The organism is Streptomyces sp. SAS_281, assembly GCF_052542855.1.
Genome location: NZ_JBMNDO010000021.1, coordinates 45888 through 60234 on the forward strand (window position 1 = coordinate 45888; position 14347 = coordinate 60234).

Below are 14347 nucleotides of genomic sequence, written 5' to 3' on the forward strand. Positions count from 1 at the left end.
GCCCTCAGAGCAACCGCAGCGCGTCCGGCCCCGCCCGGTCCCGGATGATCTCCACCAGCCGGTCGAAGAGGGTCGGACCGCGCCCCGCAGCCGCCTGCGCACACTCCTCGCGCAGGCGGCTGCGGTTGCTCTCATGCGCACGGGCGGCCAGCCGCTCCAGATGGCGGGCGGTCTCCGCGTGCCCCAACGCGCTCGCGGACAGGGCGTGGTCGCGCCACTCGAAGACGAAGTCGTCGTCCGGCGCACCCATGCCACCGCTCAGACAGTCCGCGAAGGCGTCGAGATTCCGCCCGAAGTAGCCGCCCGGCCCGTTCACCGCCTCGCCGACCACGGTCCAGAAGCTGTCCAGGCCGGTGATCAGGGAGCCTTCGAGCACATAGGTCACGGTCATGGGGACGACCCTACTGGTGCGGGTCCGCGCCGCAGGTGGGGGACTGCGGCGCGGACCCGGGCGGGGGGAGTGGTCAGCAGTCGTGGTCCACCAGGTCGAACGTCTCGTAGTGGTCGGCGGTGTAGTAGTCCTCCCGGCTCTCCTCACCCGTGACGATGCGCCGCGCGCCACGCGTCGGGGAGCCGGGGGTGATGACGGTGTACTCGTGGTAGTAGCCGGTGCTCTGCGACGGCAGCACGCCCTCGCGGTTCTGGAAGACGGTGCCGTCCTGGTCGTACGGGAACGGGCCGCCGGCGTCGATGAGGTCCAGGGTGTCGTGGGCTTGGGACGGCAGGTCCGAGTAGCAGACGCTGCCGACCGATGCGGTCGTCGCCGAAGCGGTGGCCGTGACCGGGCCGCCGACGAGGAGAGCGGACAGAAGGGCGGCCGCGCCGCCGAGCGTGGTGATCCGTGGGGGGATTCGCATGCTCCATGATGACGCGCGTAGACAGCGCCGCGTCAACGCCAACCAGGGTGAATTCTTCGAGAGTTAACCGTGGAGAGGGAACACACCCCGCCCCCGGGGGGCTCCGGAGTGCCACGGCCGTGCGGCGCTCGAACGGAAGTCCGGGGTCGGCTCACGGGCTGACGGAGCGCCAGATGTGATACGGGACCGTGCGGACGGCCTCCTCGATGTCGATGTCACCCACGGCGAGCCAGCGCCGCGCGATGCTCGTCACCGGACCCAGGATCAGCGACTCCAGGACCGGCAGCGGCAGCGCGACCAGCTCGCCCGACTCCTGGTGCGCTCGGAGCCAGGCGGCGAGCGGTGCGATCCGGGCCTCCTGTGCACCCCGGAGCTGCCGCGCGTTCGTGATGGCCTCGCGGTCGACGGTGACGGAGTGCATCAGCCGGGCCGCGTCCGGATGCGCCTGGACGAAGCGGAGGTACGCCTCCGTGAGCGCGTGTACGCCGCCGCGCGCGTCCGTGACCTGTTCCATCGCCTCGACCACCTCGCCGAGGAGACGGCCCAGCCAGGACTGCGCGAGAGCGAGGACCACGCCCTGAAGGCTGCCGAAGTGGTGGTAGATGCTGCCCGCGCTCACGCCGCTGGCCGAGGTGATGGCGTTCAGCGTGAGGCCGGCCTCGCCCTGGGCCGCGTACAGCTCCAGGGCGGTGTCGAGCACCTGGGCGGCCGTGGCCTCCCCGCGCTGTTGCTTCGGACTCATCGACGCGGCCCCCGCTTACGGAATCTCTGGCTCCTCATGGTGCCTCAGGGGACAGCGTAGAAGAAGGTTCCGGAATTGTTTCCGGAAGTTGTTCCAATCGGCGCCCTCTTTGCTTCACACTGAACGTTTGCCGCGCCAAGTCACGGCCGTACATGGGGACTTCAGGAGACCGATGTGAACAACGACGACCACGTGGGCGACGAGGACTACCTCGACGGAGGCATCAAGCCGCTGACGCCGACGGACCCGGCGCGCATCGGGCCCTATCTGCTGCTGGGGCGGCTCGGCGCGGGAGGCATGGGCCGGGTCTACCTCGCCCGCTCCGACGGGGGCCGCACCGTCGCGGTCAAGGTGGTGCACCCGGAGCACGTCGCGGACCCGCAGTTCAGGGGCCGTTTCAGGCGTGAGGTGGAAGCGGCACGGCGCGTCGGCGAGCGCTGGACCGCGCCCGTCCTGGACGCGGCGCCGGACGCCGAATTCCCCTGGGTAGCCACGGGTTACGTGCCCGGGCTCTCCCTGGAACAGGTCGTGCGGGGCCACGGCGCCCTGCCCGCCGCCTCGGTGCAGGCGCTCGCCACGGGGCTGCTGCACGCGCTGAAGGACATCCACGCGGCGGGCATCGTCCACCGCGACCTCAAGCCGTCCAACGTGATGCTCACGATGGAGGGGCCCAAGGTCATCGACTTCGGGATCGCCCGTGCCGTCGGGACCGCCGTCGAGTCCCTGCTCACCAGTACCAACATGATGATCGGCACGCCCGGGTTCATGGCCCCGGAGCAGGTGCACGGGGAGAGCGCGGTACCGAAGAGCGACGTCTTCACCCTCGGCTGCGTCCTCACGTACGCGGCGACCGGGACGCTCCCCTTCGGGCACGGGGCGAGCAACCAGCACGCGATCATGTACCGGATCGCCGAGGCCGAACCCGAGCTCGATCGGGTCCGGGACGCGGATCTCAAGGCACTGATCGCCCGGCTTCTGGCCAAGCCGATCGAGGACCGGCCCTCCGTGGACGAGCTGCTGGCCGAGCCGGGGCGCGAGGCGGGGCCGGTCGCCGCCTCGTGGCTGCCCGCCGCCGTCGTGAGCCACCTGGCCCGCCAGTCGGCGCAGTTGCTCGACGCCGAGGCGGAGCCGCTGCGCCAGGAGGGCGACCGGGCGACGATGGACCTCCGGGCGGCGCCCGAGGCGGCGGCGGTGGGGGAGGACGAGAGGATGGAGGAGAAGCCGAAGCGGGAGAAGCGGCGCCGCCCCTGGATGGTCGCGATCCCGCTGGTGGTCGTGATCGGCGGGGGCGGCGGCACGCTGGCCGTCCTCCAGCCGTTCAGCCACGACGGCGCCGACGCGCACGCGGCGCCCCCGGCCGCCACTTCGACCGGCCCGACCGCCGCACCGGGGCCCTCGGTTGCAGGCAGCGCCTCGCCGGCCGGGAGCAGGAGCCCGAAGGCGTCGCCCAGCAAGTCACCGAGCAGGAAGAAGGCGGACGCCGGCGAGGACGGGAAGGACGGCAAGGACGGGGAGCCGGGCACCGACGGCCGGAACGCCGGCGACGCGGGCACCACGGGCGGCGGCTCGTCCACGGGGGGTTCCTCCGGCGGCGGTTCGTCCTCCACCGGGGGCGGTTCCTCCACCACGACCAGCGGCGGCAGTTCGGGCGGCAGCAGTTCGGGCGGCTCCACGAGCACGTCCGGCGGCGGGGGTTCGACCACCACGTCGGGCGGTTCTTCCGCCGGCGGCTCGGGCGGCGGCGACAGCGGCACGGTGCCGGCGGCGTTCGTCGGCACCTGGAAGTTCGGGGAGGTGTACAACCCGGGTCAGCCCGGCACCATCACCATCTCCAAGAACGGAGTGGTGCGCCTCAGCGACTACGTGTACAACAACTGCCCGTACGAGGCGGAGGTGACGTCCAGCACCAGCAGCCGGCTCAACGTGGGGACGCTCAAGCTCGTCGGCCCCAACCCCGGGTACTGCTACACCGCGACGGGCGCGACCTTCTTCGTGACCAACGGCAGCGGCATCCAGCACGACGTCAGCGGGATGAAGTACTACTACAAACGCGCCTGAGCCCCGCACGATTGCCTCCGCTCCGTAGGACTCCGCAAGCGTGACAGCCGGTAGGCGGGGCATGCATTGCGTGAGCACCTTCGAGACAGGGGGCGAATGACCGTGTGGGCGGGGGAAACGATGGAGCGTCACGAAGAGGCCCGGATGCATCGCAGGGTGGACCGGGCCGATCTGGCCGCCGTGGGAGAAGTCCGCGGTGCAGTGCGGGAGTTACTGCGCTACCGGTGGAAGGAGGAACCGGCGCAGGTCGCCGAGCTGCTGCTCAGCGAGCTGGTGACCAACGCCCTGGTGCACACGGACGAGGGCGCGGTCGTCGCCGTGAGCGTCGCACCCCGCCGCCTGCGCGTGGAGGTGCGGGACTTCGTCCCCGGAATGGACCCCGGGCCGCACGTACCGTCCGCCGACGACGGTACGCACGGCCGGGGACTTGTCCTGGTGGAGAGCCTTGCCGACTCCTGGGGGATAAGCCCCCGCTCGCTGGGCAAGGTGGTGTGGTTCGAACTGGACGGCGAACGGCCCTGACGATCCTTCCGGACCACCAGGGCCGTTCGCGTACGTCCGCCGTCCCGTGTCAGCCGAACTGCTGCTCCAGGTCCTTCAGCTTCTGCTCCAGCGAATCGAGCCGGGGCAGGGCCTGGGTGTCGTCCTCGGCGGTCAGGTCGACCGCGGCCGATTCGCTCGCGCCCAGTTCAGGGACGCTCGCCGAGTTCGAGTGGTTCACGGCTTGCAGGGATGGCCGGGGTCGCAGGGGCAGCTGACCCGGCTCGGATATGGCGGGCTCCGCGACGGACTGCGCGGAGCCCGTCCCCGGGGCCAGTGCGGGCACCTCGACCGGGGAGCCACCCCGCCCGAGCCGGCCCCAGGCCCGGTTCTGCCGGTTCAGGGCCTTGATGTGCGCCCGGTCCAGCTTCTCCTGGTCCCTTCTGCGGAGACGGTTCTGCTCCTTCTCCCTGCGGTCCTCGCGTACCTCGTCGACCGCCTCGTCCAGCGTGCGTACGCCTTCGAGGAGCATCAGCGACCAGGCGCCGAAGGTCTCCCGGGGCGCGCGCAGCCAGCGCACGATCCGGATCTGCGGCAGCGGCCGGGGCACGAGGCCCTGCTCGCGCAGCGCGGCCCGGCGGGTCTGCTTCAGCGCGCGGTCGAACAGCACGGCGGCCGAGAGCGACATGCCCGCGAAGAAGTGCGGGGCACCCGCGTGGTCGATGCCGCGCGGCGCGTGCACCCAGTTGAACCAGGCGGCGGCACCGGCGAAGGTCCACACCAGGAGGCGCGAGCCGAGCGCCGCGTCCCCGTGGCTGGCCTCCCGTACGGCCAGGACCGAGCAGAACATCGCCGCCCCGTCCAGGCCGAAGGGCACCAGGTACTCCCAGCCGTTCGAGAGGCCGAGGTTCTGCTCGCCGAAGCCGACGAGCCCGTGGAAGGAGAGTGCGGCGGCGACCGCCGCGCAGCAGAACAGCAGCACGTACGAAGCGGTGGCGTACATCGCTTCCTTGCGTCTGCGCCGCTCCTCGCTGCGTTCCCAGCTGTCGTCGGCCGAGGCTGTGTCAGAGGCGCGCCTTCCGCGCGCGACCACCGCCACCGCCGCCATGACCCCCACGAGCAGCACGGCGCCCGGAAGCAGCCAGTCAAGCGATATGTCGGTCAGTCTCATGCGCGGTCCCTTGCGTCACGTAGGGCGTTTCGGGCGCCATCGTGGCGGAAATCCCTTCCCGTCCAGGCGGTTTCGGGACAAGAGAACGCCAACGGGGTGCAGGAGACCGTCGATATGGGCGTTCTGGTCGAACGCCCTTCAGCGGTGTGCGCATGGTGTTCGAATACGCGCCACCCGTCCGGGCGGTGTGGGCGCGGCGGAGTGGATCAGGGCGCGGGCGTCAGTTTGCGGACCCGCTCCTCGTCGCACGTACGCGGGCACGTGACACAGGTGTCCTCGGGGCGCAGCGTGTAGAAGAGGCAGCAGCTCGCCCGGTCCCGGGTCGGCAGCGCTTCGCCGTTCGGCCCGGTCAGCTCGCGGAAGCCCGCCGTGCCGACGTACGGCTCGGTGGTGCCGGGCAACAGCGCCTCCAGCTCCCGCATGGCGCGCCGCTCCTCGCCCAGCAGATGGGCGACGTACCAGAGGCCCTCGACGATCTCGTCGGTCGCCATCCCCCACAGGGCCCGCTTCCCGCGCCGCATCCGCGGCCGGAAGCCCTCGAGGACCGGGGCCAGGTGTTCGGCCACCGCGTCCAGCACCTCGGCCCGCAGCGCCGCCTCGTCGGCCACCACCCGGGCCCCCGGCGACCCGGCCGCCGGGTCGCCGGGCAGGCAGGCGAACTCCCGCACCCGCAGCGTCAGATGGCCCAGGGCCCGCTGGAACGAGACGTCCTCGACCGGGACGCGGGGCACTCGGCGGTGCAGGAACCACGGCACCGTCACCAGCAGGCAGGCCGGCCAGGCGTAGCGGTGCAGTCCGAAGCTGGCGATCACATCGGGCCGGCCCTCCTGGCCGTAGTCCCGCCGCACCTGCTCGGAGTCGAAGGCGAGGAACGTGTCCAGGGCCTCACCGCCCGCCGCCAGCTCGTGCGCACCGACCCAGCCGGGTCCGCCGGGGGCGCTCTCGCCGTCGGCCAGGATCTCTGCGCGCAGCCCGGGGAAGACCTCGGTCAGGCGCGCGTAGGCGTCGGCCACGGGTGAGGCCGTCACCGCGGGGAGCAGGGCGGGCAGGGTCATGCGGGGACCACCGATTCACGATCGTCAGCAGGTAAGCCTTACCTTACCCTGCCGTATCAATGTGTGAACCGGGGGTCGTTACGCCTATCGTGCACACAGGGCGCCCGACGCGCGAGCGCGCCCGTGACCGGCCGAGGAGGTGCCCGTGGAGCAGGGCGGAGCGCGCGAGGAGGTGCGTCCCCCGTACGGCGGTGCCGTGCCGGGCTCGGCCGTCAGGGTGCCCGAGCAGGCCCGCGGCGAGCACACCCACGGGGAGCACCCGCACGAGGCGCCCGCCCCCCGCGTCCAGGTGCGCCGGCACTCCGTGCGCGGCCAGATCCTGGAGGCCCTGCGCGCCGCACTGGTCGACGGCGAGCTGGTCCCCGGCCAGGTCTACTCGGCGCCGGCCCTCGGCGCCCGCTTCGGTGTCTCCGCCACCCCGGTGCGCGAGGCGATGCAGCGACTGGCCACCGAGGGGGCCGTGGAGGTCGTACCGAACCGGGGCTTCCGGGTCGCCGAGCGGGGACCGCGCGAGCTGGCGGAGCTGGCCGAGGTCCGCGCCCTGATCGAGGTCCCCGTCATGCTGCGGCTCGCCCGCACCGTCCCGCCCGCCCGCTGGTGCGCGCTGCGCCCGCTGGCGGACGCCACCGTGGCCGCGGCGGCCGTCGGCGACCGGGCCGGCTACGCGGACGCGGACCGGGCCTTCCACGGCGCGGTGCTCGCCCTCGCCGGGAACCCCAGCCTGGTGGCCGTCGCCGACGACCTGCACCGCCGCTCCCAGTGGCCCCTGATGGACAACCCGGTCACCCGGCGCGCCGACCTGCTGGCCGACGCCTCCGAGCACACCGCGCTGCTCGACGCGCTGATCGCCCAGGACGTGGCGGTCGTCCAGTCACTGGTGCGCGAGCACTTCGCGGGCGCCGACGGCTGACCCCCGTAGGCCCTGAGGCGTACGGGGACGGGCGCCTCGGTCTCAGTTCGCCCCGACCGTCTCCGGCGGGGGCTGGTCCAGGTGCGGGCCCAGCCAGGTCGGGACGCCGCCCAGCAGCCGGAAGAGCCGGGCCGCCTCGGCGCGCAGCCGGGTCGCCGCCTCCGGCTCGGACTCGGCGTCGGCCAGCGCGATGAGCGCCGGGGCCGTACCGACCAGATAGCCCAGCTCCTCCCTTATCCGCAGGGACTCCGCGAAGCCGTGCCGGGCCTCCGCCAGCTCGCCCTCGCGCAGCGCGATCAGGGCGAGATGGCGCCAGGTCGAGGAGAGCAGCAGCGCGTCGCCCTGCTCGGTGGCGCCGGCGTGCGCCCTGCGGTACGCGGCCCGGGCGGCCTGCGGGGAGTCCGCGATGTTCTGCGCGATCAGGCCGCGCCGGAAGTCGAGCAGCGGCCGGCCCTGGGCGGCGGGGGAGAGCAGGGCCGCCGCCCGGCCGAGCGCCACCCGGGCCTCGTCGGCCCGGTCCCGCACCCCGAGCAGCGTCGAGGCGTACGCGAGGTAGCCGCGCTCGCAGGCCGCCGCGCCGCGCTCCTCGTCGTCGTGGGCCATGGCCTCGGCGGTGCGCAGGGCGTCCTCGGCGTCCGTCCAGCCCTGCCCCGTGTACAGGCACCGCTCGGTCAGCAGGGCCGTCCGCTGGAGGGCCGCGGCCGGGTCGGTGGCGGCGTCGTGTTCCAGCAGGGCCGCGGCGTCCGTCCAGCAGGCGCGTGAGCGCAGCCGCCATACCGCGGTCTGGAGCGGAGGATCGTCATCTGCTGTCGTTCCGGAACCAGACATGGCGGTATGCGCCACGTTGCCCTCCCCGAGCGCGCCTTCGAGCTGTTGAGTATGGGCCGCATCACAGCACGGAATGGCACGCCGGGCCAAGAGGTCGAGGCAATGTCAGGTGAAACTTTTCACAATCGACCGCACGGGGTACAGCCCTTGTCCGGCCCGGGATTTCAGCTCATCCGCAGGGCGAGGAAGAAATCGAGCTTGTCCTCCAGGCGTGCCAGGTCACGCCCCGTCAACTGCTCGATTCGCCCGACCCGGTAGCGCAGCGTGTTGACGTGCAGATGCAGCCGGGCCGCGCAGCGGGTCCACGAACCGTCGCAGTCCAGGAAGGCTTCCAGGGTCGGGATCAGCTCCGCGCGGTGGCGCCGGTCGTACTCGCGCAGCGGGTCCAGCAGCCGGGCGGTGAACGCCCGCCGCACGTCGTCCGGGACGAACGGCAGCAGTAGTACGTGCGAGGCCAGCTCGTGGTGGCCGGCGGCGCAGACCCGGCCGGGCCGGGCCGCCGCCACCCGGCGCGCGTGCCGGGCCTCCTCCAGGGCGCCGCGCAGACCCTCCGCCGAGTGCACCGAGGCGCTGACACCCAGGGTCAGGCGGCCGTCGTCGCCGAGGCCCGCGGAGAGCGGGGCGCGCACGGCGGCGAGCAGCGCGTCGGCGTGCAGGGCGGGCCCGACGTCCGGTGCGTCGGCGTCCGCGTCCCCGGCACCGTCCTGGGGCGCGTCCGGGGCGGCGGGCAGCGGCACCAGGGCGATGGCCTCGTCACCCGTGTGCGCGACGGCGATCCGGTCCGCCGAATCGGGGCCGGTCGCCGCCGGATCGACCAGGATCTCCTCCAGCAGGGCCTGGGCGACCGGGCCGCCCCGGACCCCGGACGCGCCGTCCGCGTCCCACTCGACCCGGGCCACCACCACCTGCCAGTGCGGTGCGGTGCCGAGGCCGGGGAGCAGGACCGGGGCCGCCACGCGCAGCCGGGCGGCGATCTCGGCGGGCGCGGCCCCCGCCTGGACCAGCTCCAGGACCTCCTGGGCGAGCCGGCGGCGCACCGTGCGGGCCGCGTCGCGGCGGTCGCGCTCGACCGCGATCAGCTGGGTGACGCCCTGGAGGAGGTCGAGCCGCGCGGCCGGCCAGTCGCTCGCGTCGGCCTCCACGGCGAGCAGCCAGTCGGAGAGCACCGACTCCCGGACGTCGCGGGCGGGCGGCACCGCGCCGCCCCGGCCGTTGTTCCGGATCGGGAAGAGCGAATACGTCGTACCGCCGAGGGCGGCCCGGTGCGGGGCGCGGCGGCCGGAGCGGACGGCGGCCAGATGCAGCCCGGCCAGCTCGGCCCCGGCGGCGGCGGGCAGCGGGGCGCCCGCACCCGCGATCTGCCGCCCGGTGGGGGAGAGCACCCAGGCGTGGAGGTCCAGGTCGGAGCCCAGGAGATCGAGGACCACCTCGGGGCCGCCACCCGTCGGGCCCGAGGTCATCAGCCTGCGGTGCCGATCCACCACGGCCGCCAGGTCGCCCGCACGCTCGCCGGACACCTGGCGCACCACGTACTCGGTGATCGTTGCGAAAGCGACCGTCTCGTGGACCGCGAACAGCGGCAGCCGGTGGTGGCGGCACGCCTCCACGAGATCGTCCGGGATGTCGCCCAGCTCCGCCTCGCCGGCCGCGAGCCCGGCTACCCCGGCGCCCGACAGGATGCGCACGAACGGCTCCGAGTCCTCGGCGTCCCGGCGCCAGGCAAGACCGGTCAGGACCAGCTCGCCGCCGGTGAGGTAGCGGCTCGGGTCGCGCAGGTCGGTCGTCATCACGCCGCGGACCGACCGGTCCAGCTCCTCGTCGCCGCCGAGCAGCCGCAGGCCCAGCGCGTCGTTCTCCAGCAGTGCGCGCAGCCGCATGGGGTCGCCGCCGATCTCTTTCGTTGGTACGGGTGAAGTCTGGGTGTTGCGGTGAGGCTGTTGAGCCCCGCCATTCGTTCGAATCTACAAGACATGAGCGGAGACCAGCCAACTCCTTCATGGGTTCGGTGACTGCACCAGGTGGAGCAGGGCTTGTGTACTGGGCCACACACCGCGTGAACAAGACATGAACAAGTTCGAGGGCCGGCCGTCACCCAGCCCAGCGTGAAAACCCGATTGAGAAGAAGAGAGCCACCATGGACTTCCTTCGCCCCGCAAGCTGGGAGGAGGCGCTCGCCGCCAAGGCCGAGCACCCGACGGCTGTGCCCATCGCCGGGGGCACCGATGTGATGGTCGAGATCAACTTCGACCACCGGCGCCCCGAATACCTCCTGGATCTGAACCGCGTCGGTGAGCTCACCGAGTGGGAGGTGGGCCAGGAGAACGTGCGGCTCGGCGCCTCGGTCCCGTACAGCCAGATCATGGAGCACCTGCGGGCCGAGCTGCCCGGGCTCGCGCTCGCCTCGCACACCGTCGCGTCGCCGCAGATCCGCAACCGGGGCGGCGTCGGCGGCAACCTCGGCACCGCTTCCCCGGCGGGTGACGCCCACCCCGCCCTGCTCGCGGCCGGAGCCGAGGTGGAGGCCGAGTCCGTACGCGGCACCCGGATGATCCCCATCGACGCCTTCTACACCGGCGTCAAGCGCAACGCCCTCGAACCGGACGAGCTGATCCGGGCCGTGCACATCAAGAAGGCCGACGGGCCGCAGCAGTACTCCAAGGTCGGCACCCGCAACGCGATGGTCATCGCCGTCTGCGCCTTCGGCCTCGCTCTGCACCCCGGGACCCGCACGGTCCGCACCGGCATCGGATCGGCCGCCCCGACACCCGTACGGGCGAAGGAGGCCGAGGAGTTCCTGAACGCCGCCCTGGAGGAGGGCGGGTTCTGGGACAGCCGCACGATCATCACCCCGTCCGTCGCCCAGCAGTTCGCCACGCTCGCCGCCGGCGCCTGCAACCCGATCGACGACGTGCGCGGCACCGCGAGCTACCGCCGGCACGCCGTCGGAATCATGGCCCGCCGCACTCTCGGCTGGGCCTGGGAGTCCTACCGCGGCAACGGCCGCAGCACCGAAGGAGCCGCCTGATCATGCGCGTCAATTTCACGGTCAACGGCCGCCGCCACGAGGCCGACGACGTCTGGGAGGGCGAATCCCTCCTCTATGTCCTGCGCGAGCGCATGGGCCTGCCCGGCTCCAAGAACGCCTGCGAGCAGGGCGAGTGCGGCTCCTGCACGGTGCGCCTCGACGGCGTCCCCGTCTGCTCCTGCCTGGTCGCCGCCGGTCAGGTCGAGGGCCGCGACGTCGTCACCGTCGAGGGGCTCGCCGACTTCGCCGCCCACCGCGCCGAGGCCCACCCCGGCACCGGCTGCGCCTCCGGCGCCTGCGGCACCTCGCTGGACCGGGCCAAGCGCTGGAAGGCCGAGCCCGCCGGCGGCGACGAGACCCGCGACACCGGGGAGCTCTCCCCGATCCAGCAGGCGTTCATCGACGCCGGAGCCGTCCAGTGCGGCTTCTGCACCCCCGGCCTCCTGGTCGCGGCCGACGAGCTCCTGGAGCGCACCCCGCAGCCGTCCGACGCGGACATCCGCGAGGCGCTCTCCGGCAACCTCTGCCGCTGCACCGGCTACGAGAAGATCCTCGACGCGGTCCGCCTCGCGGCCGCCCGCGCGGAAGAAACGGTCTAGACGATGGGCGTTACCGGTTCCCCCACCAACATCAACCAGGGCAGCCGCACCAAGGGCGGCATCGGCGAGTCCACGCTGCGCCCCGACGGCATCCTGAAGGTCACCGGCGAGTTCGCGTACTCCTCGGACATGTGGCACGAGGACATGCTCTGGGGCCACACCCTGCGCTCCACCGTCGCGCACGCCGAGATCGTCTCCATCGACGTCTCCGAGGCGCTGGCCACCTCCGGCGTCTACGCGGTCCTCACCTACGACGACCTGCCGGCCGCGATGAAGAACTACGGGCTGGAGATCCAGGACACCCCCGTCCTCGCCCACGGCCGGGTCCGCCACCACGGCGAACCCGTCGCGCTGGTCGCCGCCGACCACCCGGAGACGGCCCGCCGCGCCGCCGCGAAGATCCGGATCGACTACCGCGAGCTGCCCGTCGTCACCGACGAGGCGTCCGCGACCGCACCCGGCGCCCCCCTCATCCACGAGGGCCGCGACGACCACCACATCGGCCATGTGCCGCACCCCAACATCGTCCACCGCCAGCCGATCGTCCGGGGTAACGTGGCGGCGGCCGAGGCCCGGGCCGACGTGATCGTCAAGGGCGACTACTACTTCGGCATGCAGGACCAGGCGTTCCTGGGCCCCGAGTCCGGCCTCGCCGTACCCGCCGAGGACGGCGGGGTCGACCTGTACGTGGCGACCCAGTGGCTCCACTCCGACCTGCGCCAGATCGCACCCGTCCTCGGCCTGCCCGAGGAGAAGGTCCGCATGACGCTCTCCGGCGTCGGCGGCGCCTTCGGCGGACGCGAGGACCTGTCGATGCAGATCCACGCCTGCCTCCTCGCGCTGCGCACCGGCAAGCCCGTGAAGATCGTCTACAACCGCTTCGAGTCGTTCTTCGGGCACGTCCACCGCCACCCGGCCCGCCTCCACTACGAGCACGGCGCCACCCGCGACGGCAAGCTCACGCACATGAGGTGCCGCATCGTGCTCGACGGCGGCGCCTACGCCTCCGCGTCCCCGGCCGTCGTCGGCAACGCCTCCTCGCTGTCGGCCGGCCCGTACGTCATCGACAACGTGGACATCGAGGCGATCGCCCTCTACACCAACAACCCCCCGTGCGGCGCCATGCGCGGCTTCGGCGCCGTCCAGGCGTGCTTCGCCTACGAGGCGCAGATGGACAAGCTGGCCGCCGCACTGGACCTGGACCCGGTCGAGTTCCGGCAGCGCAACGCCATGGAGCAGGGCACCCTCCTGCCCACCGGACAGCAGGTCGACTCGCCCGCCCCGGTCGCCGAACTGCTGCGCCGGGTCAAGGCCATGCCGCTGCCGCCCGAGCGCCAGTGGGAGAGCGCCGGCGAGCACGCCGACGTACGGGCCCTGCCCGGCGGCCTCTCCAACACCACCCACGGCGAGGGCGTCGTACGCGGCGTCGGCTACGCGGTCGGCATCAAGAACGTCGGCTTCTCCGAGGGCTTCGACGACTACTCCACCGCCCGGGTCCGCATGGAGGTCATCGGCGGCGAACCCGTCGCGACCGTCCACACCGCCATGGCCGAGGTCGGGCAGGGCGGCGTCACCGTGCACGCCCAGATCGCCCGTACCGAACTCGGCGTCTCCCAGGTCACCATCCACCCGGCCGACACCAAGGTCGGCTCCGCCGGATCGACCTCCGCCTCCCGCCAGACGTACGTCACCGGAGGCGCGGTCAAGAACTCCTGCGAGGCCGTCCGGGAACAGGTCCTGGAACTCGGCCGCCGCAAGTTCGGCACCTACCACCCCGCCTGGGCCACCGCCGAACTCCTCCTGGAGGGCGGCAAGGTCGTCACCGACGGCGGCGAGGTGCTGGCCGGCATCGCGGACGTCCTGGAGGACGAGGCGGTCGACGTCGAGCTGGAATGGCGCCACCGGCCCACCGAGCCCTTCGACCTGCGCACCGGACAGGGCAACGGCCACGTCCAGTACTCCTTCGCCGCGCACCGCGCGGTGGTCGAGGTCGACACCGAACTGGGCCTGGTCAAGGTCATCGAACTGGCCTGCGCCCAGGACGTCGGCAAGGCGCTCAACCCGCTGTCGGTGGTCGGTCAGATCCAGGGCGGCACCATCCAGGGGATGGGCATCGCCGTCATGGAGGAGATCATCGTCGACCCGGTGACCGCGAAGGTGCGCAACCCCTCCTTCACGGACTACCTCCTCCCCACCATCCTCGACACGCCGACCATCCCGGTCGACGTGCTCGAACTCGCCGACGACCACGCCCCGTACGGGCTGCGCGGCATCGGCGAGGCCCCCACCCTGTCGTCCACCCCGGCCGTCCTCGCGGCGATCCGGAACGCGACGGGTCTGGAGCTCGACCGGACGCCGGTCCGGCCGGAACACCTCACCGGCGTCTGACGAGGGCTCCACCACCAGCTCTCCGGGCGGTGCGCGCCACCGGTGAACGTCACACTTCCCGGCCCGCACCGCCCGGAGGCCCAGGGTCCCGCCCCGCTCGCGGCCCCGCACCCCCCGCACCGGAACGGCCCGACCGTTCCGTTCCTTCCTGCATGAACAGTTCGTCTCGGGCCGTCCCCCGGGTCGTGCCGCCAGCGCAGTCATCCCAAATCCCGCATTTCGATTCTTCATCGC

General features: G+C 72.7%; 13 protein-coding genes. 6 read left to right on the forward strand and 7 right to left on the reverse strand.

All coding sequences use genetic code 11. From position 1 onward, the window contains the following. Window positions 1–4 precede the first annotated feature (4 nt). The 3 genes from ACN6LM_RS10785 to ACN6LM_RS10795 form a co-directional block, all read right to left on the reverse strand. Complete coding sequence (locus tag ACN6LM_RS10785) at window positions 5–391, reverse strand: barstar family protein (RefSeq protein WP_445065101.1); 387 nt, start codon at window positions 389–391, stop codon at window positions 5–7. 73 nt (window positions 392–464) lie between these two features. Further along, window positions 465–857, reverse strand: coding sequence for a ribonuclease domain-containing protein (locus tag ACN6LM_RS10790; protein WP_445065102.1), 393 nt, complete (start codon window positions 855–857; stop codon window positions 465–467). A 151-nt stretch (window positions 858–1008) separates the two neighbouring features. Then, window positions 1009–1599, reverse strand: coding sequence for a TetR/AcrR family transcriptional regulator (locus ACN6LM_RS10795; RefSeq protein ID WP_445065103.1), 591 nt, complete (start codon window positions 1597–1599; stop codon window positions 1009–1011). Between the two features lie 174 nt (window positions 1600–1773). On the opposite strand from ACN6LM_RS10795, the gene ACN6LM_RS10800 reads away from it, so the two are divergent. Both ACN6LM_RS10800 and ACN6LM_RS10805 read left to right on the forward strand, forming a co-directional pair. After that, complete coding sequence (locus ACN6LM_RS10800) at window positions 1774–3657, forward strand: serine/threonine-protein kinase (RefSeq protein ID WP_445065104.1); 1884 nt, start codon at window positions 1774–1776, stop codon at window positions 3655–3657. Window positions 3658–3813: 156 nt separating this feature from the next. Continuing rightward, window positions 3814–4179 carry an ATP-binding protein gene (locus ACN6LM_RS10805; protein ID WP_445065132.1) on the forward strand — a complete coding sequence of 122 codons (366 nt, stop codon included), beginning with the start codon at window positions 3814–3816 and terminating at the stop codon, window positions 4177–4179. A gap of 49 nt (window positions 4180–4228) precedes the next feature. On the opposite strand, the gene ACN6LM_RS10810 is transcribed toward ACN6LM_RS10805, so the two are convergent. Further along, a complete protein-coding gene (locus ACN6LM_RS10810) occupies window positions 4229–5308 on the reverse strand; it encodes a DUF2637 domain-containing protein (RefSeq protein WP_445065105.1) in 1080 nt (359 codons plus the stop codon). Window positions 5309–5514: 206 nt separating this feature from the next. Next, window positions 5515–6363 carry a (2Fe-2S)-binding protein gene (locus ACN6LM_RS10815; protein WP_445065106.1) on the reverse strand — a complete coding sequence of 283 codons (849 nt, stop codon included), beginning with the start codon at window positions 6361–6363 and terminating at the stop codon, window positions 5515–5517. A gap of 145 nt (window positions 6364–6508) precedes the next feature. Between ACN6LM_RS10815 and ACN6LM_RS10820 the strand changes: the two genes are divergently transcribed. Then, on the forward strand, window positions 6509–7273 hold the full coding sequence (locus tag ACN6LM_RS10820) for a GntR family transcriptional regulator (protein ID WP_445065107.1): 765 nt from the start codon (window positions 6509–6511) through the stop codon (window positions 7271–7273). A gap of 42 nt (window positions 7274–7315) precedes the next feature. On the opposite strand, the gene ACN6LM_RS10825 is transcribed toward ACN6LM_RS10820, so the two are convergent. Then, entirely contained in the window at window positions 7316–8101 is a 786-nt protein-coding gene (locus ACN6LM_RS10825) for a hypothetical protein (RefSeq protein ID WP_445065108.1), read from the reverse strand. 164 nt (window positions 8102–8265) lie between these two features. Beyond that, window positions 8266–9978 carry a PucR family transcriptional regulator gene (locus ACN6LM_RS10830; RefSeq protein ID WP_445065109.1) on the reverse strand — a complete coding sequence of 571 codons (1713 nt, stop codon included), beginning with the start codon at window positions 9976–9978 and terminating at the stop codon, window positions 8266–8268. Between the two features lie 257 nt (window positions 9979–10235). Here ACN6LM_RS10830 and ACN6LM_RS10835 point away from each other — a divergent pair, with 257 nt between their 5' ends. The 3 genes from ACN6LM_RS10835 to ACN6LM_RS10845 are packed head-to-tail and all read left to right on the forward strand — an operon-like array spanning window position 10236 to window position 14113. Then, window positions 10236–11126: an FAD binding domain-containing protein gene (locus ACN6LM_RS10835; protein ID WP_445065110.1), complete on the forward strand. Its 891-nt coding sequence runs from the start codon at window positions 10236–10238 to the stop codon at window positions 11124–11126. 2 nt (window positions 11127–11128) lie between these two features. Beyond that, window positions 11129–11725 carry a (2Fe-2S)-binding protein gene (locus ACN6LM_RS10840; protein WP_445065111.1) on the forward strand — a complete coding sequence of 199 codons (597 nt, stop codon included), beginning with the start codon at window positions 11129–11131 and terminating at the stop codon, window positions 11723–11725. Between the two features lie 3 nt (window positions 11726–11728). After that, entirely contained in the window at window positions 11729–14113 is a 2385-nt protein-coding gene (locus ACN6LM_RS10845) for a xanthine dehydrogenase family protein molybdopterin-binding subunit (protein ID WP_445065112.1), read from the forward strand. Window positions 14114–14347 lie beyond the last annotated feature (234 nt).